The sequence below is a fragment of the Bradyrhizobium sp. USDA 4354 genome, from assembly GCF_054060315.1.
The window spans coordinates 3927649-3953869 of the sequence record NZ_JBSSDC010000001.1; the positions used below are offsets into that span (position 1 = coordinate 3927649).

At 63.5% G+C, this 26221-nt stretch carries 23 protein-coding genes; 10 read left to right on the forward strand and 13 right to left on the reverse strand.

The genetic code is table 11. From position 1 onward, the window contains the following. Nucleotides 1–18: 18 nt before the first annotated feature. On the reverse strand, nt 19–2751 hold the full coding sequence (locus ACVIIV_RS17880; RefSeq protein ID WP_456745328.1) for an autotransporter family protein: 2733 nt from the start codon (nt 2749–2751) through the stop codon (nt 19–21). A 563-nt stretch (nt 2752–3314) separates the two neighbouring features. Here ACVIIV_RS17880 and ACVIIV_RS17885 point away from each other — a divergent pair. Next, complete coding sequence (locus ACVIIV_RS17885) at nt 3315–4124, forward strand: substrate-binding domain-containing protein (protein WP_456745329.1); 810 nt, start codon at nt 3315–3317, stop codon at nt 4122–4124. Here ACVIIV_RS17885 and ACVIIV_RS17890 read toward each other — a convergent pair. Then, nucleotides 4098–4796, reverse strand: coding sequence for an ABC transporter permease (locus tag ACVIIV_RS17890; protein ID WP_456745330.1), 699 nt, complete (start codon nt 4794–4796; stop codon nt 4098–4100). The genes ACVIIV_RS17885 and ACVIIV_RS17890 overlap by 27 nt on opposite strands. 460 nt (nt 4797–5256) lie before the next feature. On the opposite strand from ACVIIV_RS17890, the gene ACVIIV_RS17895 reads away from it, so the two are divergent. The 4 genes from ACVIIV_RS17895 (at nt 5257) to ACVIIV_RS17910 (ending at nt 9584) form a co-directional block, all read left to right on the forward strand. Beyond that, entirely contained in the window at nt 5257–6108 is an 852-nt protein-coding gene (locus tag ACVIIV_RS17895; protein WP_036007996.1) for a 3-hydroxybutyryl-CoA dehydrogenase, read from the forward strand. 260 nt (nt 6109–6368) lie between these two features. Further along, nucleotides 6369–6833, forward strand: coding sequence for a group III truncated hemoglobin (locus ACVIIV_RS17900; RefSeq protein ID WP_456745331.1), 465 nt, complete (start codon nt 6369–6371; stop codon nt 6831–6833). Between the two features lie 240 nt (nt 6834–7073). Beyond that, on the forward strand, nt 7074–7727 hold the full coding sequence (locus ACVIIV_RS17905; protein ID WP_456745332.1) for a QcrA and Rieske domain-containing protein: 654 nt from the start codon (nt 7074–7076) through the stop codon (nt 7725–7727). 129 nt (nt 7728–7856) lie between these two features. After that, a complete protein-coding gene (locus ACVIIV_RS17910) occupies nt 7857–9584 on the forward strand; it encodes a methanol/ethanol family PQQ-dependent dehydrogenase (RefSeq protein ID WP_456748764.1) in 1728 nt (575 codons plus the stop codon). A gap of 257 nt (nt 9585–9841) precedes the next feature. Here ACVIIV_RS17910 and ACVIIV_RS17915 read toward each other — a convergent pair whose 3' ends face one another. The 7 genes from ACVIIV_RS17915 to xoxF5 all read right to left on the reverse strand — a co-directional run bounded on the left by ACVIIV_RS17915 (nt 9842) and on the right by xoxF5 (nt 17735). Next, the gene (locus tag ACVIIV_RS17915; protein WP_456745333.1) at nt 9842–10102 is read right to left on the reverse strand and encodes a hypothetical protein; all 261 of its coding nucleotides are present in this window, start codon (nt 10100–10102) and stop codon (nt 9842–9844) included. A 56-nt stretch (nt 10103–10158) separates the two neighbouring features. Further along, entirely contained in the window at nt 10159–12471 is a 2313-nt protein-coding gene (locus ACVIIV_RS17920) for a molybdopterin cofactor-binding domain-containing protein (RefSeq protein WP_456745334.1), read from the reverse strand. Nucleotide 12472: 1 nt separating this feature from the next. Continuing rightward, nucleotides 12473–12925, reverse strand: coding sequence for a (2Fe-2S)-binding protein (locus tag ACVIIV_RS17925; RefSeq protein WP_456745335.1), 453 nt, complete (start codon nt 12923–12925; stop codon nt 12473–12475). A 637-nt stretch (nt 12926–13562) separates the two neighbouring features. Beyond that, nucleotides 13563–14126 (reverse strand): S-(hydroxymethyl)glutathione synthase, encoded by a 564-nt coding sequence (gene gfa / locus ACVIIV_RS17930; RefSeq protein WP_456745336.1) that lies wholly within the window; start codon nt 14124–14126, stop codon nt 13563–13565. A 30-nt stretch (nt 14127–14156) separates the two neighbouring features. Continuing rightward, a complete protein-coding gene (locus ACVIIV_RS17935) occupies nt 14157–15266 on the reverse strand; it encodes an S-(hydroxymethyl)glutathione dehydrogenase/class III alcohol dehydrogenase (RefSeq protein WP_456745337.1) in 1110 nt (369 codons plus the stop codon). Between the two features lie 60 nt (nt 15267–15326). Next, on the reverse strand, nt 15327–15818 hold the full coding sequence (locus ACVIIV_RS17940) for a c-type cytochrome, methanol metabolism-related (protein WP_100232899.1): 492 nt from the start codon (nt 15816–15818) through the stop codon (nt 15327–15329). Between the two features lie 111 nt (nt 15819–15929). Next, complete coding sequence (xoxF5, locus tag ACVIIV_RS17945) at nt 15930–17735, reverse strand: lanthanide-dependent methanol dehydrogenase XoxF5 (protein ID WP_456745338.1); 1806 nt, start codon at nt 17733–17735, stop codon at nt 15930–15932. A 513-nt stretch (nt 17736–18248) separates the two neighbouring features. Between xoxF5 and ACVIIV_RS17950 the strand changes: the two genes are divergently transcribed. After that, complete coding sequence (locus tag ACVIIV_RS17950; RefSeq protein WP_456745339.1) at nt 18249–19217, forward strand: helix-turn-helix domain-containing protein; 969 nt, start codon at nt 18249–18251, stop codon at nt 19215–19217. A gap of 132 nt (nt 19218–19349) precedes the next feature. Here the strand turns inward: ACVIIV_RS17950 and ACVIIV_RS17955 are convergent, their stop codons facing one another. The 4 genes from ACVIIV_RS17955 to ACVIIV_RS17970 form a co-directional block, all read right to left on the reverse strand. Beyond that, nucleotides 19350–20351, reverse strand: coding sequence for a Bug family tripartite tricarboxylate transporter substrate binding protein (locus tag ACVIIV_RS17955; RefSeq protein WP_456745340.1), 1002 nt, complete (start codon nt 20349–20351; stop codon nt 19350–19352). 268 nt (nt 20352–20619) lie between these two features. After that, on the reverse strand, nt 20620–21549 hold the full coding sequence (locus ACVIIV_RS17960) for an ABC transporter substrate-binding protein (protein ID WP_456745341.1): 930 nt from the start codon (nt 21547–21549) through the stop codon (nt 20620–20622). After that, the gene (locus ACVIIV_RS17965; protein ID WP_456745342.1) at nt 21546–21902 is read right to left on the reverse strand and encodes a c-type cytochrome; all 357 of its coding nucleotides are present in this window, start codon (nt 21900–21902) and stop codon (nt 21546–21548) included. The genes ACVIIV_RS17960 and ACVIIV_RS17965 overlap by 4 nt, the downstream gene beginning before the upstream one ends. A 10-nt stretch (nt 21903–21912) precedes the next feature. Further along, entirely contained in the window at nt 21913–23577 is a 1665-nt protein-coding gene (locus ACVIIV_RS17970; protein WP_456745343.1) for a methanol/ethanol family PQQ-dependent dehydrogenase, read from the reverse strand. Nucleotides 23578–23915: 338 nt separating this feature from the next. On the opposite strand from ACVIIV_RS17970, the gene ACVIIV_RS17975 reads away from it, so the two are divergent. From ACVIIV_RS17975 to ACVIIV_RS17990, 4 genes are all read left to right on the forward strand, one after another. Continuing rightward, nucleotides 23916–24308 (forward strand): calcium-binding protein, encoded by a 393-nt coding sequence (locus ACVIIV_RS17975; protein WP_456745344.1) that lies wholly within the window; start codon nt 23916–23918, stop codon nt 24306–24308. A 144-nt stretch (nt 24309–24452) separates the two neighbouring features. Further along, nucleotides 24453–24782, forward strand: coding sequence for a hypothetical protein (locus ACVIIV_RS17980; RefSeq protein ID WP_456745345.1), 330 nt, complete (start codon nt 24453–24455; stop codon nt 24780–24782). A gap of 219 nt (nt 24783–25001) precedes the next feature. Continuing rightward, nucleotides 25002–25082 carry a pyrroloquinoline quinone precursor peptide PqqA gene (pqqA, locus tag ACVIIV_RS17985; RefSeq protein WP_008562446.1) on the forward strand — a complete coding sequence of 27 codons (81 nt, stop codon included), beginning with the start codon at nt 25002–25004 and terminating at the stop codon, nt 25080–25082. A gap of 231 nt (nt 25083–25313) precedes the next feature. Next, the gene (locus tag ACVIIV_RS17990) at nt 25314–26183 is read left to right on the forward strand and encodes a hypothetical protein (protein ID WP_456745346.1); all 870 of its coding nucleotides are present in this window, start codon (nt 25314–25316) and stop codon (nt 26181–26183) included. Nucleotides 26184–26221: the final 38 nt, after the last annotated feature.

A 26221-nucleotide genomic window follows, 5' to 3' on the forward strand; every position in this document is an offset into this window, starting at 1 on the left:
ATCGAATCGAATGCGAGCTCACCACACGAGACGGACGCCGCCAGTACCCTTGTAGCTATGATTGTCTGCGGGATCATCGACGCTCGCGCGATAGGTGATCTCGCCGAAGACGGCATAGCGGCTGTTGGCCCAGCTATATGTGCCGCCGCCGCCGATGCTGCCCCACAGGCGGTCATGGCCGCTCGCGAAGCCGGTGCCGGCGACATCGATCCTGGTGCCGCCCAGGAACTCGTAGTGCAGATTGCCGATGGCGTAGAGGTCGGATCGGACGATGCCCGTGCCGTCGTTCCAGGTGCGCTGATGATTGAGTGACAGCCCGAGACGGCCGAGCAGGCTGTCGGCATTGCCAAGCGAGACCAGCGCCCCGAAGCGGTCGGTGAAGGCGTCGAAACCGACCTTTGAATAAGCAAGCTGACCCTGCGGTGTCAGCCAAAAGCCGTTGCCGACCGCAATCCGCCTGCCGCTCTCAACGCTGAATGCGTATCCGAAGCCTTCATTGCCATGGATCACGCTGCCGACGAGCACTGAGGACAGATCACTGCGGTAGAACATCGTCTGCGCCTGGCCGTCGACATAGAAGCCGTCGTCGCCGTACCAAGTCGCGGTGGCGCCGACGCCGGTTCCTTGCGCGCGGATGCGGCCGTTGCCGAACGGCGAATTGACGAAGGCCGTGGTCAGGCCGTATTGCGCCGTGAGGCCGACGATCAGCCGGCCGCGCGTGTTGTCGAGCGCCATGCCGTCGAGCCCGACCTGTGCTTTCATCTCGTCGGAGTCATAGGTCGATCCCGTGGTGTTGGACGGCCGTAACGCGCTCTGCCCGCCCTCAATCCGCCCCCAGAATGCCGATTGCGTCCACGAATTGTTTGACGAGCTATCCGGCGCTTGCGCGGTATTGACGCCGGCGCGCGCCATCGCCTCGCTGCCGCCCCAATAGCGATTGCCGACGCGCTGCTGAAGGCTGGGTGCCTGGTTCATCCCAAGCAGCACTTGCCCGTAGTTCTCGTACAAGGGGACGCCGGCCTGATAGAGCGGCCCGGCGGGTGCCGAAGGCGGCGGGTTGATCAGGCTCGACCTGAGATACCAGTCGCCGTCGGCCGGCGTACTGATCCCGTTCTTCTGCAGCGTGTAGGCATAGGCACCGCCGACCACGGCCTGCTGGTCGCCAAGGACGTAATCGCCCTGCAGCGCGAACGTGCCGTTCGATGCGCCGGCGACGTCGATCACCTTGATGCCTTCGACCGTCTGCGCGCCGCCGCCGCCGACATTGGCGATGCGCAGCGTGGACGCGCCGAACGTCGCGCCCTGCACCACCAGTTGATCGGTGATCGAGGCGTCGCCGCCGAGAGCGCTGTTGAGGAGAACCGTGCCGCCGCTGCCCGTATAGTTGCCGGTCACCGTCAGCGTGGTCCCGGGCATGCTGCCGAACCGCACGGTGCCGGCATTGTCGAGCGAGGCTACCGTCTGATTGAAGCCGTTCAGGTCGAGCGTTGTGCCGGGGTTGGCGGCATAGGCGGAAGCGGCACTGAAGGCGCCCGCAGCGCCGGCGCGCAGCGTGCCACCGGTCACCATGGTCGCGCCGCTATAGGTGTTGGCGCCCGACAGCGTCTGCGTGCCGCTCGTGATCGTCAGCCCGCCGCTGCCGTTGATGGCGCCGGCGAACGTATCGTTCGCATTGGTGATGATCAGGTTCTTTGCGCCGATCGCGACGGTCCCGCTTCCTGCCAGACTCTTGATGTGTGAGGCCGTGCCGCTGATGGCTGAAATATCGAACGTTGCGTTGGCGACCACCCGGCTTGAATTGGCGAGGGCATCATTGGCAGAGCTTGCGGGACCCGCCAGCGCTAGCGTGCCCTGCTGGATCACCGTTTCGCCGGTGTAGCTGCTGCTGGCGCCCAACGTGAAGGTCCCGGCGCCGATCTTGGTCAATCCGCCGACACCGGTGAATCCAAGCGCTCTGATGTTGAACCCGTTGGTGTCGACTGTCAGTCCGCCCGCGGCAATATTGGTTCGGTTGATCGCTGAGCCAAAAAAGGTGCTGCTAATGGCCAACGCCCGGACAACGGCGTTGTCGAAATTCATCTGCGGCGTTCCGCTGCCGAAGCTTATGCCCGTCGTCTCCAGGATGCCGCCGCTGGTGATGTTGAGCGTACCGGAACTTCCCGCGTTATTCCCTAGTCTCAGTCCGTTTTGCGCGACGACGGTCGCTCCGTTCTCGATGTTGAGTGTGCCGTTGCCGGCGAAGCCGACGATCATCTGGGAGCCGGATATATCCCACCGCGATCCGGCTCCGGTCACCGTGGCGATGCCGGTGCTTCCTGTACCCTGGCCAATTCGAAAGGTGCCGCCATTGCTCGTGAGTGTGCTGCCGTTCTGAATCGTCAGGTTGCCCGATGCTCCAGCGCCTACGGCAACACCAAGGTTACTCGTCGTGACGGTCGCCGCACCGCTAACGCCGAGGACGGTCGGGTTCGGGGACGTTGTAGCGATGCTGATCGTACTGCCAGCGACCGGAACCGTGCCACTCAGCCAGTTTGAGCCTGTCATCCAGTCCGAGCTTGTGGCACCGGTCCAATTTTGCGCCGCCGCCGATCGCGGCACCAACGCCGAGAGCGCGACCAGCGAGACGCTCATCAGCAGCAGGCGGCGGAACGCGGCACGCTTGCTTGTGGAGGATGAAGGGCGGCGTGGGCGTCTGCCCCGATAGTGATTCGCCTGTCGTGAAAACGTCGCAGCCCCGATGCATTCGCGCATGGCGCACAGACCTTGTTGTTGCTCTTGCTGCTGCGTCCGGATGGCGGATTGCCAAACATCATCGACAGCGGATCGTGATCCTTACGGTATTTGACTGCCTCTGATCCGGTCAATGCAGATCATTGCCGCGCATTGGGAAAGCTGCGCAGTGTGTTTCCGGTGCAACGTCAGGTCGTCTAAGTTAGTGGAGCTGTAACCACGCCAGATCTGTTGGATGCCCGTGACCGCGCGTGCAGGAAAAGGCGAAAGATCACTCGCATCCGCCCGAGTTACGAAACCGCCACAGCAGCCGATGATGCAATAATACCCCTGTTTTGCCCGACGCCGCAAGCGCGTCTTCGGCAAGACCGAAAATCCTCAAGGCTCTCAACCCCATCGCTACTGTGCATGGGGTTGTTTTTTTACTTTTTGTTTTGCGGGCGCGCCTGGCCCGCGCCGGCGCGCTTTTTCTGCCAGACGAGGTGCACCGCGCACATCAACTCTCGTTGCGATCCAAGGCTGGGGTTCCCGTCGTCGCCGCGAGCCGCTATTCAGAACCGTCATTGTCTCGCCGAGGACGTCGCATGAGGAAGCTTGTCACCATCGGAGCGGTTCTGCTCTGGTCCACCATCGCATCCGCACAGGATCGCACCATCACGGTGGCTTCGACCACTTCGACGGAACAGTCGGGGCTGTTCGGCCATCTGCTGCCGCTGTTCGAGAAGGCCGCGGGCATCGGTGTCAAGGTCGTCGCCGTCGGCACCGGCCAGGCGCTGGATATCGGGCGTCGCGGCGATGCCGACGTCGTGTTCGTCCACGACAGGCCCGCCGAAGACAAGTTCATGTCCGAAGGGCAGGGCGTGAAGCGCTTGGACGTCATGTACAACGACTTCGTCATCGTCGGGCCGAAAAGCGATCCGGCGCAGATATCAGGCAGCAAGGATGTGGTCGAGGCGTTGCGCAAGATCGCGAAGGCGAAGGCGCCGTTCATCTCGCGCGGCGACAAGTCCGGCACGCATGCGGCCGAGCTGAGGCTATGGAAAGAGGCTGGCGTCGACCTCAGTGCCGGCAAGGATAACTGGTACCGGGAGATCGGCCAGGGCATGGGCCCGGCGCTGAACATGGCCTCGTCGTCGAACGCCTACCTCCTGTCGGACCGCGGCACCTGGCTGTCGTTCAAGAACCGTGGCGAACTCGCCGTCCTGACCGAGGGTGACAAGCGGCTCTTCAACCAGTACGGCGTCATGCTGGTCAATCCCGCGAAGCATCCGAACGTGAAGGCGAAGGAAGGACAGGCCTTCATCGACTGGCTGGTCTCGTCGAAGGGGCAGGACGCGATCGCAGCCTACAAGGTCGGCGGCGAGCAGCTATTTTTCCCCAACGCGTCCCACTAGCACGAAGGCGATGGTCGACACCGCGACACTGAGTGCGAGCAGGATCAGTCCGAGTCCGAGCGCCAGCGGCAGGTCGCCTTTGCTGGTTTCCAACGCGATCGCTGTCGTCATCGTGCGGGTGAAGCCGCGGATGTTGCCGCCGACGATGATGATGGCGCCGACTTCCGCAATGGCGCGCCCGAACGCCGCGAGAAAGGCCGTCAGCAACGAGGTCCGGCCGAGCGCGAACAGCAGAGCCATGCTGCGCAGGGCCGACAGCCCGTCGATCCGCGCCAAGTCGCCATACTCCGCCCACAGCAGGCTTGCCGGCCGGTGCACCAGCGCCACCACGATCGGCGTGGCCAGCAGCGTCTGCGCGATCACCATGGCGGCCGGCGTGAACAGCAAGCCCGCAGCCCCGAGCAGGCCGGACCGCGACAGCAGAAGATAGAGGGCGAGCCCGACCACAACCGGCGGCAGGCCCAGCAGCGCATTGGTCAGAATGACGATGACCTGACGGCCCCGGAAGCGGGTGATTGCAAGCAGGGCTCCGAACGGCGCGCCGATCAGGAGCGCGAGGATGCTGGCGGTCAGGCTGACCCGTACCGACAATGCGACGATGCCCAGCAACTCGGCGTCGGCTTCGCCGATCAGCATGAAGGCGGCACCGATGGATCGTGCGAAATCGTTCATCCGGCCTGACGCTGTTGCGCCGGCTCGATGCCGGTGATCCTGATCACGTCCATTGCGAAATCCTTCGTCCCCGGCAGCCTGCGCCTGACAGCTTCGGCCTGCATTGGCGGCAGGCCGGGTCCTCCACGCTGCACCGGTTCTGGCCGCTGTGGTCGCCACAATCAAGGGGGCGCAATTCAGGGTGCTCAGGGTGAGCTTTGGTCCATATGAATCGGGGGCCTGGGGACCGGCCTTCGTCGGGCTGTCCAGGGGCCGCAGGGCACAGGACCCGGCAATTTCGGGCAGGGTGAGCCCAAATCCTGGCGCGGTGTGCCGTGGACGGCTTTATTCCGCCCGTGGATGCACTAAGGAAGGGACAGGATCAGGTCGCACCCGCCCGGTGGCGGTGCTAGACCCTGATGCAGGAACAATGGGGCCGGGCTGGTACCTGGCTCGCCACAAAGATGAAGGATGTGACGCAATGATCCAAACCGTTGGTATCATCGGGGCAGGGACCATGGGGAACGGCATCGCGCAGGTCTGCGCCGCGGCCGGGCTCTCGGTCGTGATGGTCGACATTTCCGACGCGGCGGTGAACCGCGGCCTGTCGACCGTCGGTGGCAGCCTCGAGCGCCTGGTCAAGAAGGAGAAGATGTCGGCGGCCGACCGCGAGGCGACGCTCAAGCGCATCACCGGCACGACCGACCGGGCGAAGCTGTCGGATTGCGACCTCGTCATCGAGGCCGCCACCGAGAACGAGGAGCTCAAGGTCAAGATCCTGAAGGACCTCTGCGCGACGCTGTCGCCGCGCACGCTGGTTGCGACCAACACCTCGTCGATCTCGATCACCAAGCTCGCCGCCGCAACCGATCGTCCCGACCGTTTCATCGGCATGCACTTCTTCAACCCGGTGCCGGTGATGGCGCTGCTGGAGCTCATCCGCGGCCTGCAGACCTCCGACGACACCCATGCCAAGGCGCTGGATTTCGCCAAGCGTGTCGGCAAGGTGGCAATCACGGCCAAGAACAGCCCAGGCTTCGCCGTCAACCGCATTCTGTGTCCGATGATCAACGAGGCGATCTTCGCGCTCCAGGAGGGCATCGCGACGGCGGAAGAGATCGACGCCGGCATGAAGCTCGGCTGCAACCACCCGATCGGGCCGCTGGCGCTGGCCGATCTCGTCGGGCTCGACACCATGCTTTCGGTGATGGAGGTCTTTTACAAGGGCTTCAACGATCCTAAATATCGGCCAGCCCCGCTGCTGAAAGAAATGGTCGATGCCGGTCATCTCGGCCGCAAGACCGGGCAGGGCTTCTACACCTATAGCGCCTGACGAAGGCATTGGCGGCGGGCACTGTGCGTCCACCGCCACATCCCGCAATTTGCGCTGCGACAAAGACGCCGCGCGCGATCGGCCCCAGCGTGGATGCGGGCGCTTCCTTCCTTCTCCCCTTGTGGGAGAAGGAGGCGCGGAGCGCCGGATGAGGGGTTCCCTCCGTGAACTCAAATGCTTGATGAGTGGGCGGAGACAGACCCCTCACCCGTCTCTCACAAGGGGAGAGGGAAAGATAAAACGCACGAAGAGAAGAGAACATGTCGGATCGACTGAAAGCCGAGCGCGAGGCGGCGGCTGCGCGGCGGAACCTGCTGACCCAGGATGCGATCGAGCGCACCGGGATTACCGAGGAGATGATCGGGGAACTCGTGACGCGCTTCTACGGGCGCGTGCGCGAGGACGCGCTGCTTGGTCCGGTCTTTGCGATCGTCCAGAACTGGGACGAGCATCTCGCCAAGCTCCGGGATTTCTGGTCGTCGGTTGTGCTGATGAGCGGCCGCTATCATGGCTCGCCGATGCGGGCACACCTGCCGCTGAGCCTGGTTGGCGGCCATTTCGACCGTTGGCTCGATCTGTTCGAGCAGACCGCGCGCGAAGTCTGCCCGCCCGCAGCGGCTGCGCTTTTCATCGACAAGGCACGGCGCATTGCCGACAGTTTTGAAATGGCGTCGGCAACCGTTGCGGGGCGCCTCGCTTCGCCGCGTCACGTGCTCAGGTCGTGAAATACAAGATGGCTACCTGGTGCAGCTCGCATCGCGGGATGGCGCGTTGCACCAATTCCTACATCATCGGTCTGATCTGCAAAATCATAATGCCGTTCGCGCAATGCGATGTAGAATTTTCGAAAACGCGCTTGCTCGCGTTCATTCTCATTCAATCAATGCGAGCAAAGCCATATTGATGCACTGCGGCGCCAATTCTTCGCCTTGTTTTCGGCAGAGTTCCAGCGCCTGCTAGCGGGCATGGCTTGCGCATCGTTCGATACCAATTCCTCATCCTCGGAGAGTGCTGCGGAACCCAAAGTTGACGCGGGCACGGGGCAGACGCGGCGAATCCTGCTGCTGGGTGCGCTTGCGACCACAGCGTGTCTCGGCTGTTCCAGCCAAGCGCGCGCAGGTGAGGATCCGCCTGGCTCCGACGTACGGCCGCAGAAGGGCGATCTGCTCGTCTTCTCCGAAGGTGATCAGGAGGGAAAGCTCGTCACTGCGGCCGACCTACAGGTCGGCGGGCCGCCGGTCCATGCCTGGCCAAAGGATCCCAACACATCGGTGGTGCGCAGCGCCTCGCGGCTCAACGAGATCCTGATCATCAAGCTCGATCCCGCCGACCTCGACGAGAAGACCCGCGCGCGGGCCGTCGACGGCATCATCGCCTATTCTGCGATCTGCTCGCATGCGGGCTGTCCCGTCACCGCCTGGGTGAAGAGCGATGTCGGCGACAAGGAGGTGTTCAAGTGCATGTGCCACAACTCCGAATACGATCCCCGCGCGGGCGCGCAGGTCGTGTTCGGGCCGGCGCCGCGGCGGCTTGCAGCGCTGCCGCTGGCGCTCGCTGACGGCTCGCTCAGCGTCGCCGGCAATTTTGTCGGAAAGGTAGGTGGCGCGCAGCCAGGATGATGGACGGTGCGGGCCATGCTCGCGTCACGAGAGGCCGTCTCCGCCGACGGGCGGACGACGGGACGAACGACAAGAATTCACAACAAGAATTCAAACGGATGAAAAAGGGGAACGTCCATGAAAACCTCCATGACCAGGAAGCAATGGTATCTGTCCGGCTTCGTCGCCTTCACCTGCCTCGCCTCGACCGCCGCCGTATCGGGTCCGATCGAGAATTACTCTCCGGTCACCGCGCAGCGGCTGGAAAATCCGGAGCCAAGCAATTGGATGCTCTACCGGCGCACCTATGACGGGCACGGCTTTAGTCCGCTCGACCAGATCAACACCTCCAACGTCAAAAACCTCACGCCGGTCTGGACCTTCGCCACCGGCGTCGTCGAAGGCCACGAGGCGCCGCCGATCGTCAACAACGGCGTGATGTTCGTGGCAACCCCGATGGGGCAGGTGATCGCGTTGAACGCCAAGACCGGCGACGAATATTGGCGTTACAAGCGGCAGCTCCCCGATGATCTGTTCCAGCTGCATCCGACCAGCCGCGGCGTCGGCCTCTGGGAGGACAAGCTCTATCTCGCTACGACCGACGACCATGTCGTGGCGCTCGACGCCAAGACCGGCAAGGTGGTGTGGGACACCAAGGTGCAGGACTACAAGAAGGGCCAGTACATGACCCTGATGCCGCTGATCGTCGACGGCAAGGTCATCGTCGGCGGCTCCGGCGGCGAGTTCGGCGTGCGCGGCTATGTCGCCGCCTATGACGCCAAGGACGGCAAGGAGCTGTGGCGCACCTTCACCATTCCGGGCGAAGGCGAGCCCGGGCACGACACCTGGCAGGGCGACGACTGGAAGAACGGCGGCGGCTCGGCCTGGATGACCGGCAACTACGACAAGGAGACCAAGACGATCTATTGGGGCGTCGGCAACGCCGCGCCGTGGCCCGGCGACTCGCATCCCGGCGACAATCTCTACACATCATCGGTGCTCGCGCTCGATCCCAACACCGGCAAGATCAAGACCTATCACCAATATCACCAGAACGATTCCTGGGATTGGGACGAGGTCGAAGCGCCGATGCTGATCGACCTGCAGCGCGACGGCCGCAACATCAAGAGCCTGGTCCATCCGGGACGCGACGCGATCTTCTGGGTGCTCGAGCGCACGCCGACTAAGATCAACTACGTCGCCGGCTGGCCGTTCGTCTCCACCGACGTCTGGAAGGGCATCGAACCCGAGAGCGGCAAGCCGATCGTCGATCCCGCGCACAAGCCGGTGATCGGCAAGCGCGTCGAGTTCTGCCCCTCATTGTGGGGCGGCAAGGACTGGCCGTCGGCGGCCTACAGCCAGAGGACCGGACTCGTCTACGTGCCTGCCAATGAGAATTTCTGCGGCGGCTTCACCGGCGAGAAGGTCGCGCTGAAGCCTGGCGAGCTCTGGCTCGGCACCAAGCCGGAAGACATCGGCCTGAAGACGAAGCCGGGCGCGGATCATTTCGGCGAGCTTCAGGCCTGGGATCCTGCCACGGGCAAGAAGGTGTGGCAGCACAACTTCGCCAAAACGCACCTGTTCGGTTCGGTCACGGCGACCGCAGGCGATCTCGTCTTCGTCGGCGGAACCAACGACCGCAACTTCCGCGCCTTCAACGCCAAGACCGGCGAACTGTTGTGGGAGCAGAAGACCAACTCCGGCATCATGGGCATGCCGGTGTCCTATGAGATCGACGGTACGCAATACATCGCGATCCAGTCGGGCTGGGGCGTGGACGCGCAGCGCATACAGGATGCGCTCGCGACCAACAATATCGGCATCGAAGCCAATGTGCCGCAGGGCGGCGTCATCTGGGTGTTCGCGCTGAAGAAATAGCTCCGCGGGCGGATCGAAAGAGGCGGAGCAGCAGGGGGGTGGCGAATGCGGCGGACGGCAACGTCCGCCGCATTTTGTGCCTTCCCTTCTCCCCTGTGGGAGAAGGTGGGCGCGCCGGATGGGGTTCTCTCCCAAGCGAGATCGTGGCAGCCAGCCTCGCAGCCCTCTCCCACAAGGGGAGAGGGCACATCAATTGGCACCGGCGAGGATGTGGACCGTGGCCATGACGGGCGCGGAAGGGTCGCTGCCTGCAAAGCCTACTTCCCCAGACGCTCCACCTTGCCCTTCTCCTTCTGGTTCATCTCACGAACCTTCGGGTCCGGATTATGCTGCCCCGTGGTCTGGGTGGTCGATGCCGGCGGGGCATTGGCGTTGGGCAGCGAGTTCTGCTCGGGCGCGGTGGGGCGCGTCGCGGTGGTCGGCGGCGTCGTGTTTTTCTGGGCGAACGCAGCATTGGTGGTCAAAAGAAAGGCGCCCGACAGCAACGAGACTGCGAGCGCCTTTGAGATGTTGGTCATCGATCTGCTCCTGTCAGATCGATGCAAACGGCGCGAGGCCGCTTGTGTTCCGCTGCTTACGCCTCCAATTGCTTGCCGATCGGAAGTGCGCGGATACGTTTTCCCGTCGCCGCGAAGATCGCATTGATCAGGGCCGGCGCGAACGGGGGAACGCCGGGCTCGCCGACGCCGCTCGGCGGCGTGTCGGGTCCGGGCGGCACGATGTAGACGTTGGTCACCGCAGGAGATTCGTCGATCCTGACGACCTGGAAGTCGTCAAAATTCTTCTGTTGCACCTTGCCGTCCTTGAAGGTGATCTCGCCGTATTTGGCGAGACTGAGCCCCATGATCGCAGCGCCCTCGATCTGCGAGGCGATGCGCTCGGGGTTGACATAGGTGCCGCAGTCGATCGCGGTGTCGACCCGCGGCACCGCCAGCTTGCCCTTGTCGTCCACGGCGACCTCGACGATGGTCGCGATGTAGCTGACGAAGCTGCGGTGCACAGCGATGCCGAGGCCGTGGCCCTTCGGCACCTTTCGCCCCCATTCGCCCTTCTCGGCGACCAGCTCGACCACCTTGCGCAGGCGCGCGGTGTCGATCGGGTAGCTGTCCTCGGGCTCGCCGTAGTTCCAGAGGTCCTTCACGTTAGGCTTGACGATGCGAGGCGAGCCGATCAGCTCGAGCAGCATGTCTTTCTGGTCGCGGCCCGTCGCCTGCGCGATCTCACCGACCATCGACTGCACGGCGAACGCGCGCGGGATGTTCGAGACCGAGCGGAACCAGCCGATGCGGGTATGCGCGGCCGCTTCCGGATTCTCGCAGGAGATGTTGGCGATCTCGAACGGCATGTCGACGAGACCCATGCCGATCTCGAACGGCGCCTGATGCACCGTGCCGGCGGCAAAGGTCGAGGCGATGCTGGGCGCCACGCTGCGGTGGCGCCAGGCGATCACCTTGCCGCTCTTGTCGAGGCCGGCCTCGATCCGCTCGACCGAGACGGTATGCAGGAAGCCGTTATGGAGGTCGTCCTCGCGCGTCCACTGCACCTTCACCGGCGCACCAAGCTCCTTCGACAGCAGCGCGGCTTCGAGCGCAAAATCGCATTTCGACTTGCGACCGAACCCACCGCCGAGCAGCGTCACGTTGACAGTGACGTTGCCTTCGGGAATGCCGAGCGTCTTGGCGACGTCCTCGCGGGTGCCGCCGGGGCTCTGCACCGGCGCCCAGATCTCCGCCTTGTCGCCCTTGACGTCGGCCACCGCCACCGGCGGCTCCATGGAGACATGAGCGAGATGGGGAAGGTAGTACTCGCCGACGATGACCTTGTCGGCGCTCTTTAATGCGGCGTCCGCATCGCCCTCCTTGCGCAGGACAAGGCCGGGCTTGCGCGAGGCCTCCTCGAGCTCCTTGCGGTAGGCCACCGAGTCGTATTTGCCGTTCGGCCCGTCGTCCCACACCAGCTTCAAGGCGTCGCGGCCCTTGATCGCCGCGCCGGTGTTGCGCGCGATCACGGCGACGCCGCCGAGCGGCTGGAATTTTGAAGGCCAAGGCCAGCCTTGAACCTGCATCACTTTTTCAACGCCGGGGACTTTCAGCGCCTCCTCCGGCTCGAACTTGACCAGCTTGCCGCCGGTCACAGGCGGGCGCGCGATCACGGCATACTTCATGCCGGGCAAGCGGACGTCCGCGCCGTAGCGCGCCTTGCCGGTGGTGATGTCGTGAAGATCGACAATGCCGACCTGACCCTTGCCGAGATAGCGGAAGTCCTTGGGATCCTTCAGCTTGAGGCCTTCGATGCTCGGCACCGATTCCTTGGCGGCATCAGCGGCGAGTGCGCCGAAGCCGAGCTTGCGGCCGCTGGCGCTGTGCACGACCTCGTGGTTGACGGCTTTGACCTCGGTCGCCGGCACGCCCCAGCGCTTCGCCGCGGCCTGCTCCAGCATGGTGCGGGCGGAGGCGCCGATCTGGCGCATCGGGATCAAGTAGTGTCGCGTGCTGCGCGAGCCGTCGGTGTCCTGGTTGCCGAACTTGACCTCGTCGCCATGGGCCTGCTGCACCTTGACCCTGGACCAGTCGGCTTCCATCTCCTCGGCCACGATCAGCGGCAGGCTGGTGCGGACGCCGGTGCCCATCTCGGAACGATGCCCGACGATGGTGACGATGCCGTCCGGGCCGACCGAGACGAACACGCGCGGATCGACCACGACGCCGTGCGGCATCTTGCCGGCACCGGTCTCGTAGGCGAGCGCCTGGCGTGACATCACCGGTGCGGCGAGCACGAAGCCGCCGGTGATGCCGAGTCCCTTCAGGATGCTGCGGCGCGAGACTTTCTCGACCCTGACGTGCTTTTCGAAGCCGCGAAGTCTGCGGGGATTGTCGATGAAATTCATGTCACACTCCCGTCGATGCGAGATGGACGGCGTTCTCGATGCGCTGGTAGCAGCCGCAGCGGCAGATGTTGCCGGACATCGCCTCGCGGATCTGGTCGTGCGAGGGTTTTGGGTTGTCCATCAGGAGTGCTGCGCCCTGCATGATCTGGCCGGCCTGGCAAAAGCCGCATTGGGGCACGTTGAGCTCGCGCCAGGCCTTCTGCACCGGGTGATCGCCGGTGGGGTGTAGTCCCTCGATCGTGGTGACTTCGCGTCCGGCAACGTCGTTCACCGAGGTGATGCAAGCGCGGACGGCCTCCTTGTCGACGATGACGGTGCAGGCGCCGCACAGGGCCTGGCCGCAGCCGTATTTGGTGCCGGTCAGCCCAGCCTCGTCACGCAGGAACCAGAGTAGCGGGAGATCCGGGTCGCCGTCCCAGCTCTGTTCCTGGCCGTTGATCTTCACCTTGATCATGATCGTCCCTCGCTCTTCATAAGCATGCCAAATTCGAAGTCCGCCGACGCCAATGGGCGACGGTTCGTGCATCGTTTTCGCCCAGATTCCGCCGTCATCCCACGCGGGCAAATCCCGGAGGGAGGCAGGAACGCTGATGGCGATGTCTGGATGTGCTCGATACCTCCCGTATTGTTCTTAATTGATTGTATTTCGCGCGGCATCGTGACGGGGCGACCGTAGCAGAGATCTCCCCGGCCCGGCGTTCACAGCCGAGTGTTCTCACCGGGAAAAGATTGCATAGATGGTTTGTCAAAAGCAGGGCGCGTCATCACGCCGCGTGCTTGTGAAATAGGCGCAACGAAAAAAGCTTCGTCCGCCAGAAAGACTGCGCGGACGAAGCAGGATGCCTCAGTCGAGGGAGGGAGAACGCAAGCCCCGCGAGCTTCGAGTAGGAAGCGGGCGGTCCTGCGCAGTCATTCAGAGACCAGGACTGAGGAGCTGATGGCCCTCACATACGCGTGGTGCAGAAGCGGCGGCATCGCCGCGGCGGTCCCGGAGCGCGGGACCTGTGCGGCTCGCTGGCGGCGATAGGTGTGCCAGCGAGCCGAAGAATGTCTGGCCAAGGCTCGGCGGCCAGCCAGCTCAGGCGGCCTTCCTAGGCGGCTTTGGCTTTCGCCACATGGGTCGCGATCGCGTCCATCAGTGCCGGCGACAGGCAGTCATAGGGCTCGAGGCCGATTTCCTTCAGCCGCGAACGGATTCCGGCCATCTGCTCGGGCTTCACGCCCGATTCGATCACCGAGGAGACGAAGGCGGCGAATTGCGGCGCCTGCGAGCCCTGCTCCTGGAACAGTTCGGGATGGATGAAGTCGAGGCCATAGAACGGATGGTTCTTGTTCTCGATCCGGCCGTACATGTGCGTGCCGCAGGCCTTGCAGGCATAGCGCTGGATCACCGCGGAGGGATCGACGATCTGGAGCTTGTCGCCGTTCTCGAGCACGGTGACGTTCTGGCGTGGCACCACGGCAACGACGGAGAAGGTCGCTCCTTGCGGCTTCCAGCACTTGGTGCAGCCACAGGCGTGGTTGTGGGCGACATCGCCCTTGATGCCGACCTTGACCGGATGGTCCTTGCATTTGCAGACCAGCGTACCGCCGGCAAAGCTGCCGCTGCCCTGCTTGATGCCGTTGTCGATCGAGGGATGGAGTGCAACAGTCATGGGTCGATCCTCCTTGGTGTGATGTGCGAGCTAGAACACGACGACTGAACGGATGGATTTGCCCTCGTGCATGAGGTCAAAACCCTTGTTGATCTCCTCGAGCTTGAGGACGTGGGTGATCATCGGATCGATCTGGATCTTTCCGTTCATGTACCAGTCGACGATCTTCGGCACGTCGGTGCGGCCGCGCGCGCCGCCGAAGGCCGTGCCGCGCCAGTTGCGCCCGGTGACGAGCTGGAACGGGCGGGTGGAAATCTCCTTGCCGGCTTCGGCGACGCCGATGATGATCGAGGTGCCCCAGCCGCGATGGCAGGCTTCCAGCGCCTGGCGCATCACGGTGGTGTTGCCGGTGCAGTCGAAGGTGTAGTCGGCACCGCCGTCGGTGAGGCCGACGAGGTGCTGGACGATGTCGCCGGTGACCTTCTTCGGGTTGACGAAGTGGGTCATGCCGAACCGCTTGCCCCACTCCTCCTTGGAGTCGTTGATGTCGACGCCGATGATCTTGTCGGCGCCGGCCATCTTGGCGCCCTGGATGACGTTGAGGCCGATGCCACCGAGGCCGAACACGACCACGTTGGCGCCGGGCTCGACCTTGGCGGTATTGACGACGGCGCCGACGCCGGTGGTGACGCCGCAGCCGACGTAGCAGCTTTTGTCGAACGGGGCGTCCTCGCGGATCTTGGCGACCGCGATCTCGGGCAGCACGGTGAAGTTCGAGAAGGTCGAGCAGCCCATGTAGTGGTAGATCGGCTTGCCTTTGTAGGAGAAGCGGCTGGTGCCGTCAGGCATCACGCCCTTGCCCTGCGTCGCGCGGATCGCGGTGCAGAGATTGGTCTTCTGGCTGAGGCAGCTTTTGCACTGCCGGCATTCCGGCGTGTAAAGCGGGATGACGTGATCGCCCGGTTTCACCGAGGTCACGCCCGGGCCGATCTCGCGGATGATGCCCGCTCCCTCATGTCCCAGGATCGACGGGAAGATTCCCTCGCTGTCGAAGCCGTCGAGCGTGTAGGCGTCGGTGTGGCAGATGCCCGTCGCCTTGATCTCGACCAGGACTTCGCCGGCCTTCGGGCCTTCCAGATCGACCTCGACGATCTCGAGCGGCTTCTTGGCTTCGAAAGCAACGGCGGCACGTGTCTTCATCGTAAACTCCTCAGATTCTCGTCAGGCGCCAAGAGGTGGTCTCGGCAGTCCTCGTAGTGTTCATTTCTTGCCCATGCAGGCGTCTTCCGCCTTGGTGTAGGCCTCCGGTTTCTCCTCCTTCTTGGAGGGACGCTGCCGGCCCCATGCTTCGGTGGAGCGGGCGCGCAGATAGACGTACAGATCGTCCATGTAGCAGGCGACGTTCGGATTGTCGCCGAAGGCCGGCATGACGTTCTCCTGTGCAGTCGAGATGTTCTTGCGACCGGAGGCGATCACGCCGATAAAGTCGCCATAGCTCATCGACTTGACGGAATCCTTCAGCGCCGGTGCGTAGGTGGAGCCCATGCCGTCGGGGCCATGGCACACATGACAGTCTGAGTGATAGCGGCGGTATCCGGAATAGGTGAACCAGTCCACGGTGCCGTCGGCCGAAATCTTGTAGGTGGGATTTCCCTCCTTATCGAGCCACTTTCCGTCGTCTTCCTTCTTCACCGCAGTCGGGTCGCCCGGACCGTCCGCGACCGCAACTCCTCCGGACGCAACGAAGATCATCACAGCAATGACAGAGCAGATTTTACGCAAGAGATTCTTCCTCGAAGGCGTTCGGTGGAGACGAGCCGGCGCGTGGAGGTGATTCCACGCGCCGGAGCGATGCTGATGGGCCTAGTTCGGCAGCGAGAACACGGTCAGCGTGCCGCCGAGCGCCGTGTAGTTGCTGAGGGCCGCGTAGCCGCCGACGGCGCCGAGACCTGCGGTCGGGTCGGTCAGACCTGCCGCAAGACCGATGCCGGCCCAGCCACCCACGCCGGAGAGCACGGCAACGTACTGCTTGCCGTTGTTCTCATAGGTGGTGACGTTGCCGATGATGCCGGAGGGAGTCTTGAACTTGTAGAGCTCCTTGCCGGACTTCGCATCGACCGCTTTCAGGTAGCCTTCGAGCGTGCCGTAGAACACCACGCCGCCTGCCGTTGCGAGCGCACCCGACCAGACCGAGAACTGCTCCTTGTTCGACCAGACGATCTTGCCGGTCTTGTTGTCCCAGGCGATGAAGTTGCCCATGTGGCTTTCACCCTGCGGCGGATACATCGAGAGCGTCGCACCCACATAGGGCTGGCCCGCGGTGTAGCTCACCTTGAACGGTTCGTAGTCCATGCAGACGTGGTTGGTCGGAACGTAGAACAGCTGCGTGTCCGGCGAGTAGGCTGCCGGCTGCTCGTCCTTGGTGCCGAGCGCGGCCGGGCAGATGCCCTTCACGTTGACATCCTCGCCCGCCTTGTCCGTCGAAGCCGCGTCGAGCACCTTCGGGCGGCCATAGGTCGGAGAGCTCTTGTTCATGTCGACGCCGGAGGTCCAGTTCACCTTCGGATCGTATTTCTCGGCGACCAGCAGTTCACCGTTCTCGCGGTCCATCGTGTAGGCGAGGCCGTTACGGTCGAAATGGGTCAGGAGCTTGCGCGGCTGGCCGTTGATCTGCTGATCGGTGAGGATCATCTCGTTGACGCCGTCATAGTCCCACTCGTCGTGGGGCGTCATCTGGTAGACCCACTTGGCCATGCCGGTGTCCGCGTCGCGCGCGAAGATGGTCATCGACCATTTGTTGTCACCCGGACGCTGCTTCGGATTCCAGGTGGAGGGGTTGCCCGAGCCGTAATAGACCATGTTCAAAGCGGGATCGTAGGAGATCCAGCCCCAGGTGCAGCCGCCGCCGATCTTCCACTGATCGCCTTGCCAGGTCTTCAAGCTGGAGTCGGGCCCAACCGGCTTGCCGAGCGACGTCGTCTTGGCCGGATCGATCTTGATCTGGTCGTCCGGGCCTTCGGAGTAGGCGCGCCAGACCTGTTTGCCGCTCTTGAGGTCGTAAGCGGTGACGTGGCACTGCACGCCGAACTCACCGCCGGAGATGCCGACCAGGACCTTGTCCTTGACGACCAGTGCGGCCGACGTGCCGGTCTCACCCTTCGCGGGATTGCCGTTGGTCGCCGACCAGGCCACCTGGCCGGTTTTTGCGTCGAGCGCGACGAGGTTGGTGTCGGCCTGATGCAGGATGATCTTGCCGTCACCGTAGGACAGGCCGCGGTTGACCGTGTCGCAGCACATCACCGGAATGACGTTCGGATCCTGCTTCGGCTCGTACTTCCAGATGATCTTGTTCTCGTTGGAAAGGTCAAGAGCATAGACCTTGTTCGGGAACGGCGTGTGGACGTACATGACGTTGCCGATGATCAGCGGCCCGCCTTCATGGCCGCGCAGCACGCCGGTCGAGAACGTCCAGGCGACCTGGAGCTTGCCGACGTTCTGAGCGTTGATCTGATTCAGCTTGGAATAGCGGGTGTTGGCGTAATCACCCGCCGGCATCACCCAGTCCTTCGGGTTCTGCGACATCTTGATCAGCTCTTCATTGGCTGAAGCGCTGCCGACGGCGAGAACCGCCGCGGAGCCGAGATAGGTCGCCAGTAGCACCTTGCGCATAGTTATTCCTCCGTTGGTCTCGTTTATTGTTTCCGAAGCATTGCTCAATCGCCGGGCTTCTCGTCCGGCGTCTGCTCGTGCAGGGCGGTCACGATTGGGACCAGAAACGATGCTGTGCTGTTTCCTCCTCCTGATGAGAGCCACGGGTCCACGTGCGGGAGCGGCCCGTTCTTGTTGTTCCTGCCGCAATCCCTAACGACTTCGTCGTTGGGAAACTTGCCCAAGAGAGAAGCCGGTTTGCTTGACAGCGCACGGAGGCGAAGATTTTGATTTTGCAGTAGCGAATTCAGCGGCTTCGGTGCGCCTTTGAGGCCGCCTTCCGCGCTCAGGTTCCCCTTGACGGCGCTGCAACTAAGGCGGAGGATTAAGTTTCAAGAGTGGCAATGGAACGATGGCGCTCGTTGCACGAGACCGCTCAAATTCGAGGTAAACGTCCGCAATCACGGCTGAGGGCTCCGGCAGCGCTGGTTGCGATTCGCGCCGAATCTCCGGATCAAACCAGTGGCTGGATTAATGTCCGACACCATTCACACGCTCTCGACGACCGGAATGACGCCGAAGCGGCAGATCCAGAGCTGGATCGACGGGCTGACGAGCCTGTGCGGGTATTTCGACGTCGATCCGCTGGAGGCGTCCTCGCTCGAAGGTCGCATCGATTACACCACGGTCTCGCGTCTGAAGCTCTGCCAGATCGAGGTCAGCCAACATCGCATCGCGCATACGCTTGCGCGCGCCAAGGCCAATGCACACCCGTACATAAAGATCCACTTCCAAACTTACGGCGTGTCCTATTTCGAGCAGGAAGGTCGCCACATCGAGATCAACCCCGGCGACATCATCGCCTATGACGTCTCCTGCCCGCATTCGATCATCAGCCCCGCCTTTACCCGTCACGACGTGGTGATCGTGCCGAAGGCGCTGCTGCGCGACCGCGGATTCCCGTCGCAGCGGATGCCTGCCTGCAAATTGACGGCGAAGACGGGTACCGGGCGGATCGCCCACGATTTCGTCCATGCCACCTTCGACGAGGCCGCAAAATTGTCGGCGAACAGCGCGGTCGGCGTCGCCGATTCGCTGATCGACCTGTTGCTGCTGCCGCTGCGCGAAGCCGACACGATGTTCGATCGTGTCGGACCTGAAGCGATGTATGTGCGCGCGCAATTCTTCATCCGAGAGCACTTGCGCGATCCGGATCTGTGCATCGACCAGATCTCGGCTGAGCTCGGTTGCTCCAAGCGCTATCTGCACATGTTGTTCTCGGAGCGCGGCACCACGGTGAGCGACTACATCTGGCAGGCGCGGTTGCAGAACTGCCGCCAGGAGCTCGAGGCCCACGCCGGCAAGACCATCACCGACGTCGCCTTCTCCTGGGGCTTCTCGAGTTCATCGCATTTCAGCCGGGTGTTCCGGAAATATTTCGGCGTGGTGCCGTCCTCGATCCACAAGGCGCAGCAGGGCACGGCGACTTCGGGCGAGCACTAGGCCGCGCGCCGGCCGGGGCTTTCTGACTGAGTAAGATTAGGCTTCGATCGGACGCCGGGCCCGGATGCGAGCAACCGGCACGCCGGCCAGGGCTCGAAGTTCGGGCCGCTCGAAGTTCGGGCCGCTCGAAGCTCAGGCCGGCTCGAGGCCCAGCGACTTTGCGCTCTCGATCCAGATCGGCAGCTCGCGCTGATACAGCGCATTGGTCTCCTTGAAGCCGATCGCGGGTTCGAGCACGAAAGTCGTGAGAACCTCCTTCACTTTCGGATCGTTGTTGGCGGCGACGCAGAGCTCGGCGATGCGGTCGACCACCGGCTGCGGCGTCGCCTTCGGCACGGCCCAGCCGGTGAATCCGCTCACGGTGAAGAATTTTGACGTCGCGCCCTGCTCGGGAAGAGTCTTGATGGTCGGAATTGCATCGACCTTCTTCGAATGCACGGCGAAGACGGTGCCGCGGTCGCTTTGCAGTACCGACTGTGCAGCCGTGTAGCTGCCCATCGCGGCATCGAGCGTGCCTTCCAGCATTCCCGTCCACATCGGCGCCTCGCCGCGATAGTGCACCGGCTCGATGTTGAGGCCATACTGCTTGTTGAGCTCGTTGATGGTCATGTGCGGAGCCGAGCCCGCGCTGTAGGTGCCGAAGTTCACCTTGCCGCTCTTGCGCGCGAAGGCGACGAAATCCTCCAGCGTCTTGACCCCGGTTTTCGGGTTCGCCACCAGCAACAGGCCCGCGCCCGGAATGACGCTGACGAGCGTCAGGTCCTTGTCCATGTCGTAGCCGGGATTCTTCATCACCACCCGGTTCATGATGTAGGTGGTCGAGATCGAGCACAGGATGGTGTGGCCGTCGGGCTCGGCGCGGGCGACCTCCGCCGTGCCGATCGCGCCGGAGGCGCCGGGCTTGTTCTCGATGACGACGGTCTTGCCGATCTGCTTGGAGATGAACTCGCCATAGGCGCGCGCGAGCAGGTCGGTCTGGCCGCCGGCGGGATAGCTGCAAATCATGCGAATCTGCCGCGCCGGCCAGGTGCCTTGCGATGTGCTTTGCGCCGATGCGTTGCGCACGACGAACGGCAGCGCCAGTGCAGTGGTACCGGCGGCGATGAAGTGGCGGCGATCGAGTTTGGCGGACATGATTCTCTCCCGGAGTTTTGCCGAACCTACTGCATCAGGCTGGCGCCGGCATGGTCGGCGCGCGAGACAGATTGGCGCATTCAGTCGGACTGGGTGGGACATGGTGGGCGCGGCGTTCGTGCGCCGGACGCAGCGCAGCGCGACTTCAGCGGTGCGCTGCAGAGCCGGGGCCATGCCTCAACCGCAAGCTATCCCGCATTGGGTCCCGGCTCTGCGCAGCAACGCTAAGAGGCGTTGCAGTGCGTCCGGGACACCAGGGCAGTTCCGATCACCGCTGAATGATTTTCGTCCAGACGTCGCCCAGAATCGCCGGCTCGCGCGGCGGCAGATAGGTGAGGCCGGCCTGCTTGCCGAACTCGGCGATCTTGCCCTCAGCGGCGAGCTCCGTCAGCGCCTTGTTGACCGCCCCGATCAGGGCGCCATCGCTGGCGAGCCCGACATAGCCGCGATTGGCTCCGATCGGGTAGTAGTAGCCGGACGGCGTGATCGCCGTGTCGGGGTGCGCGGCGCGATGGGCGTCGAAACGGGCAAGATCGATCAGCGTCGCGTCATGGTCGCCGCGCTGGAGCGCGCCCAGGAGATCGTCGCGGCCGGGGACGAGATGGGTGATGCTGTCGATCAGGCGTCCCTTGTCGAAGGTCATCAGGATGGCGTCGCCGAGCGACCCGCTTTCGACGACGAGGCGAAGCCCAGTGAGATCGCCGATGTCGCCGATCTTGCGGTCGCGGGCCTTCGGCCCCAGCACCACCGTCATCGGCGAATAGACGTAAGGCTGGCTCGGCGCGAGCACGCCGAGCGCGACGCGACGCCGTCGATCGTCTCGCGTTGCCCCGGCGAAATCCGGCAAGCGCGCCGTCTTCATCCCGGGCACGACGAGCGAATCCTGCGTCAGCGCGTAGCCGCCGACGAGCGAGCAGCGCCCATCCGAGAGCAGCGCATTGGCTTCGAGCTGCGGGCTCGAATCCTCGTCCAACCGGCTCTCGAACCATTGGATCGCCAGCGGCCGTCCGAGCCGCTCCGCGATCGCCTTGGCCAGCAGCACGTCGAAGCCGGCATCCGGCTTGCCGCGGTGGTGCATCGAGAGCGGCGGCCGGTCTTCGTCGAGACAGATCTTCAAGGGATCGTCGGCAGCAAGAGCGACCGACGCCATCGCGGAAAGAAAGGCCGCAATGCTCCAGACGACGCGCCGGCCCCTCATGGCTTCCTCCGGCTGGAGATGAAGGCCCAGAGATCGCCGATCTGGTCGTCGCTGAGGATGTCGCCCCAGGGCGGCATCTTGTTGTTCTTGCCGTTCTTCACGGTGGTGACGAAGCGCGTCTTGTCGTCTGGGATGGCGCGCAGGTCCGGCGTGATGGTGCCGGAGTTCATCAGATTGGGCCCGTGGCAGTGCGAGCATTTCGCGGCGTAGGTCGACTTGCCATGGTCGATCTGCGCCTGCAGCGGATTGCCGGTTGCGTCATCCGCGGCGCGAACGGTCGCCGCAAGCGCGACCGTCAACACCGCGACGGTGGCGATCGTCGCCACCGTCCTGTGTGATACTTCTCTCAGCATCGTGCCGTGGTTACTGCTTGACCGCAAAGACCCACAGCGAGCCGCCGGGCGGCACTTTGGCCAGCCGCTCGTCGCCCGAGAACAGCGAGTAGACGCCGCCATAGCCGCTCGTCACGGCGACGTATTGCACGCCGTCCTGCTGCCAAGTCACCGGCTGTCCCTCGATGCCGGAGCCGGTCTGGAACTGCCAGAGCTTCTTGCCAGTATCGGCATCGAAGGCCTCGAACTCGCCGGTCAGCTGACCCGAGAACACCACGCCGCCGGCCGTCGACAGCACGCCCGAGAAGCGGGGAATGTCGCTCGGCGCTTCCCATTTCGATTTGCCGGTCATGGGGTCGATTGCCTTGAGGTGACCGCGCGGGCCGTCACCAAACTCCCACAGGTCGGTCAGGTCCATGCCGAGATACCATTCACCCTGCTTGTAGGTGACGGGCTCGGTCTTGTATCGGCCGCCGAAGGCAAGCGTGTTGGCATAGGCCAGGCCGGTCTGCGGATTGAACGACATCGGCTCCCAGTTCTTGCCGCCCAGGATCGATGGGTAGACCGTGACCTTCTTGCCCTCGCGCGCGTCCTTCGACACGTCGGTCTCGACCGGACGTCCGGTCTTCATGTCGATGCCGGTCGCCCAGTTCACCTTCACGTAAGGATTGGCCGCGAGCAACTTGCCGTTGGTGCGGTCGAGCACGTAGAAGAAGCCGTTGCGGTTGGCATTCATCAGTGCCTTGGTCGGCTTGCCCTCGACGTTCACGTCGGCGAGGACCATCTCGGCCACCGCGTCATAGTCGAACGGGTTGTTCGGCGAGAACTGGTAGTGCCACTTGATCTTGCCGGTCTTGGGATCCAACGCCAGCACGGAGCAGGTGTAGAGATTGTCGCCCGGGCGCACCGCCGAATTGAACGGGCCGGGATTGCCGATGCCCCAATAGATCGTGTTCAGCTCGGGATCATAAGAGCCCGTGATCCAGGTCGAGCCGCCGCCGAGCTTCCAGGTATCGCCCTTCCAGGTGTCGCCGCCGGGCTCATCCGGCGAGGGGATCGAATGGGTGCGCCATAGGTGCTTGCCCGTCGCCGGATCCCAGCCGTCGATGAAGCCGCGGGTGCCGAACTCTGCGCCGGAGATGCCGGTGATGACGACACCGTCGGCGACCAGCGGGGCCACCGTCATGGAATAGCCTTCCTTGATGTCGGCCGCCTTCTGCCGCCACAGCTCCTTGCCGTTCTTGGCGTCGAGCGCGATTACATGAGCGTCGAGCGTGGTGCGGAATACCTTGCCGTCGTACAGCGCGGCGCCGCGGTTGATGATGCCGCAGCAGACGATGCGCGGCGTCTCGGCGGGATACTCGACCTTGGTCTTCCAGATCTGCTTGCCGGTCTTGGCATCGACCGCCATGGTCGCGTTGTGCGAGGTCACGTAGATCACGCCCTGGTACACCAGCGGTTGCGATTCCTCGCTGCGATCGTCGTTAAAGGAGTAATTCCAGACCGGGACAAGGTTCTTGACGGTGTCCCTGTTGATCTGCTTCAGCGTCGAGAAGCGCTGGAGATTGTAGCCCATTCCATAATTGAGAACATTCGACGTGTCGGCCGCACCCTTGACCAGCTGCTCGGTGGTTTGTGCATTTGCACAGGTTGACGCAAGCATGACGAGGCTCGCGGCCATCGCAAAGCGTTTCATCCGTTCCTCCCAATATGCGCGCCTTTTGACGCTGCGACTGCAACACTCCGCCTGAAAGCAAAACGCGTCAATACGAAAGTCGTAAATGCCGTGCCGATCTCGTTGGACGGCTGGTGCCGGTCACCTTACGGAAACCTTACGCAAGCAACTCCCACTTGTGCGGAGACGCTGAGAATCCGCGGCACGAAGCAGTCTCGGGTGCGGGGGGGCGCTCGGCCGGGTTCCTGGGCCGTGGCGCGTGCAAGTTGCAATTCCGGGCTTGAACCGAGGTCCGCTTATGGATTTATGTCGTCTCTGATCCCCGCCGATCCGGGGCTCCTCGTCAGGGAGTTGTCTTGATGATTTCGCGTCGTTCAATTGCCCTTGCACTTGCGATTGCATTGTCGGCCGGTCCGGCGTGGTCGGCCTCCGGCAATGCGGTCAAGTTGCTCGACACCGACAATGACGGCACGGTCGATCTTGCCGAGGTGAAGAAGGCGGCCGCCGCATTGTTCGCAAAGCTCGATCCCGATCATGACGGCACGCTTGATGCGCGCGAATTGCGTGGACGGTTGACGGCGAAAGCACTCGCTGCCGCCGACCCTGATCGCGACGGGACCCTTACGCTCGACGAGTATCTCTCAGTGGTCGAGCAGCGCTTCAACGCAGCGAATCCCGATAAGGACGGAACGCTGGATGCGAAGGAGCTGAACTCGCGCGCCGGCCGCGCGCTGTTGCGATTGTTGCGGTGAGCGCCGCAACCGGAACAGACATGAGGAGCGCGACGTTTGCGATCGTTCCGGTCTGACAGTCGGGAACATCGGGCTGCTCGGCCTGTTTTCTCCGCATGTCCTGCCTGGCGCCGGGGCTGCGCGGCGGGAGAAGAGGAGATGCAGATGAACACAAAACGATCCGTTCTTGCTGCCTGCGCGATCCTGACGTTGAGCGGCGGCGTTGCCCTCGCCGGTCCGTGCAACACCGGCAGCGCCAGCACCGACAAGGATGCTGGTTCTGGTCCGGTTACCGTGGGCTCCGCGCAATCGCACTCGTCCAGTTCAGCGAGTGATACCAGTCAGCATCCGCCGACCAGCACGATGAATCGTGCAAGCGGTGAAACGCCGGCTTCGTCCGAGGATGCGCAGCGGCAAATGCAGAGTGAGCCGACGGCAGCCCAGCGCGCCGAAGGCGCCAAGCCGAATGCTGAAATGGCCGACAAGGGCTGCTGACGGCGCGTTGTGCGATTCGACGTGCGGTGCATTGCACAAGGTCGTGTCTCGCTGGTCGTTTTTGACCAAGAGGGAACTGGCTTTGTCCGAGAGAGAAATGCAGCCGCGAAGAATCGACACAGACGCTCTCGGCAGTCGAATCGAGGCTTGAACTGCACCTGACGCAGCCCTAGGTTTTGCGCCGCGCGATGTCGCGCTCAATACCTTTGGGAGACCCGAATGGCTTGGAAAGCTCCGAAGATCGTGGAAGTGCCGGTCGGCATGGAAATCAACATGTACGCCTGCGCTTCGCGCAAGTAAGACCGACGACCTGCCGCGGCTTCGATGGCGAACGCCGTCGCGGCCGTGGCAGTGTCGGACTCGGCTTGGCCTTGTTGTGCTCGGTGCTTTGCGATTGCCGCGAAGCCGCCCGTGCAGAGGCTTCGATCCTCTCCCATCAAAATCTCGACCATGCTCTGCGGCAGTGTGTTACGCTGATGCTCGGTCAGCGCTGCTGCCGCATCAGAGCGGCGCGCGCCTTTGGGGCACGGGATGGGCGGCAGAGCCTGTAAGTTCTGGATGGTGATTGGGTGCGTGATCGCGCTGGTACCGGCACGCACCAGCGCCGAAGAAGGCTCTGATACCGAGCATATCTTCGGCTTCATGATCGGCACCGACGTCGGCAATGTCGGCGAGCGCGAATTCCAGACGGAGACGACGGGCCGCTTCGGCAAGGGCGGTGGCACCTATCGCGCCCTTGAGCACGAGGTCGAGATCGAGGTGGTGCCGCTGCCGAATTTTCGTATCGAGGTCGGCGGCGCCGCCAGCTTGCACGACATCACCGGCGTCCCTGATATCGACGACCGCCGCCAGTTCAACTTCCAGGGCGCCTCGCTCGACCTGCGCTATCGCCTGCTCGACCGCGCGCGCGCGCCGTTCGGCTTCACTGTCGCTGCCGAGCTCCACGGCGACCGCATCGACGAGACCAGCGGCGCGAAAGGGCGGATGTATGGCACCGATTTCACGCTGGCCTTCGACCGCGAGCTCATCCCGAACTTCGTCATCGGTGCCCTCAACCTGACCTATCAACCGGAGTGGGCGCGCTTCGAGGTTGGAGGGGTGTCCGAGAAGAGCTCAACGATCGGCGCGGCGTTTGCTACCCTGGTGCGCGTCCGGCCCGATGTGCTCCTCGGCGGCGAGATGCGCTATTTCCGGCAATATGAAGGTATCGGTCTCGGTGAGCTCGCGGGCCAGGCCCTGTTCGTCGGCCCCACTGCCTATTTCCAGCTCTCCCCACGTTCGCGGCTGACCATGAGCTGGAGCATGCAAGCCTGGGGACGTCCGGCCGGATCGGGAGCCAATCTCGACCTCGTCAATTTCGAGCGGCATCAGGCGCGACTGGTGTTCGGGGTGAATTTCTAGCTTTGGGCCTGTCACCGCAATGGAGGTGCACCCTCTCC

Coding starts and splice junctions, on each gene's coding strand:
- ACVIIV_RS17880 (WP_456745328.1), bottom strand. CDS start 2,751: ATGCGCGAATGCATCGGGGCTGCGACGTTTTCACGACAGGCGAATCAC.
- ACVIIV_RS17885 (WP_456745329.1), top strand. CDS start 3,315: ATGAGGAAGCTTGTCACCATCGGAGCGGTTCTGCTCTGGTCCACCATC.
- ACVIIV_RS17890 (WP_456745330.1), bottom strand. CDS start 4,796: ATGAACGATTTCGCACGATCCATCGGTGCCGCCTTCATGCTGATCGGC.
- ACVIIV_RS17895 (WP_036007996.1), top strand. CDS start 5,257: ATGATCCAAACCGTTGGTATCATCGGGGCAGGGACCATGGGGAACGGC.
- ACVIIV_RS17900 (WP_456745331.1), top strand. CDS start 6,369: ATGTCGGATCGACTGAAAGCCGAGCGCGAGGCGGCGGCTGCGCGGCGG.
- ACVIIV_RS17905 (WP_456745332.1), top strand. CDS start 7,074: ATGGCTTGCGCATCGTTCGATACCAATTCCTCATCCTCGGAGAGTGCT.
- ACVIIV_RS17910 (WP_456748764.1), top strand. CDS start 7,857: ATGACCAGGAAGCAATGGTATCTGTCCGGCTTCGTCGCCTTCACCTGC.
- ACVIIV_RS17915 (WP_456745333.1), bottom strand. CDS start 10,102: ATGACCAACATCTCAAAGGCGCTCGCAGTCTCGTTGCTGTCGGGCGCC.
- ACVIIV_RS17920 (WP_456745334.1), bottom strand. CDS start 12,471: ATGAATTTCATCGACAATCCCCGCAGACTTCGCGGCTTCGAAAAGCAC.
- ACVIIV_RS17925 (WP_456745335.1), bottom strand. CDS start 12,925: ATGATCAAGGTGAAGATCAACGGCCAGGAACAGAGCTGGGACGGCGAC.
- gfa (WP_456745336.1), bottom strand. CDS start 14,126: ATGACTGTTGCACTCCATCCCTCGATCGACAACGGCATCAAGCAGGGC.
- ACVIIV_RS17935 (WP_456745337.1), bottom strand. CDS start 15,266: ATGAAGACACGTGCCGCCGTTGCTTTCGAAGCCAAGAAGCCGCTCGAG.
- ACVIIV_RS17940 (WP_100232899.1), bottom strand. CDS start 15,818: ATGATCTTCGTTGCGTCCGGAGGAGTTGCGGTCGCGGACGGTCCGGGC.
- xoxF5 (WP_456745338.1), bottom strand. CDS start 17,735: ATGCGCAAGGTGCTACTGGCGACCTATCTCGGCTCCGCGGCGGTTCTC.
- ACVIIV_RS17950 (WP_456745339.1), top strand. CDS start 18,249: ATGTCCGACACCATTCACACGCTCTCGACGACCGGAATGACGCCGAAG.
- ACVIIV_RS17955 (WP_456745340.1), bottom strand. CDS start 20,351: ATGTCCGCCAAACTCGATCGCCGCCACTTCATCGCCGCCGGTACCACT.
- ACVIIV_RS17960 (WP_456745341.1), bottom strand. CDS start 21,549: ATGAGGGGCCGGCGCGTCGTCTGGAGCATTGCGGCCTTTCTTTCCGCG.
- ACVIIV_RS17965 (WP_456745342.1), bottom strand. CDS start 21,902: ATGCTGAGAGAAGTATCACACAGGACGGTGGCGACGATCGCCACCGTC.
- ACVIIV_RS17970 (WP_456745343.1), bottom strand. CDS start 23,577: ATGAAACGCTTTGCGATGGCCGCGAGCCTCGTCATGCTTGCGTCAACC.
- ACVIIV_RS17975 (WP_456745344.1), top strand. CDS start 23,916: ATGATTTCGCGTCGTTCAATTGCCCTTGCACTTGCGATTGCATTGTCG.
- ACVIIV_RS17980 (WP_456745345.1), top strand. CDS start 24,453: ATGAACACAAAACGATCCGTTCTTGCTGCCTGCGCGATCCTGACGTTG.
- pqqA (WP_008562446.1), top strand. CDS start 25,002: ATGGCTTGGAAAGCTCCGAAGATCGTGGAAGTGCCGGTCGGCATGGAA.
- ACVIIV_RS17990 (WP_456745346.1), top strand. CDS start 25,314: ATGGGCGGCAGAGCCTGTAAGTTCTGGATGGTGATTGGGTGCGTGATC.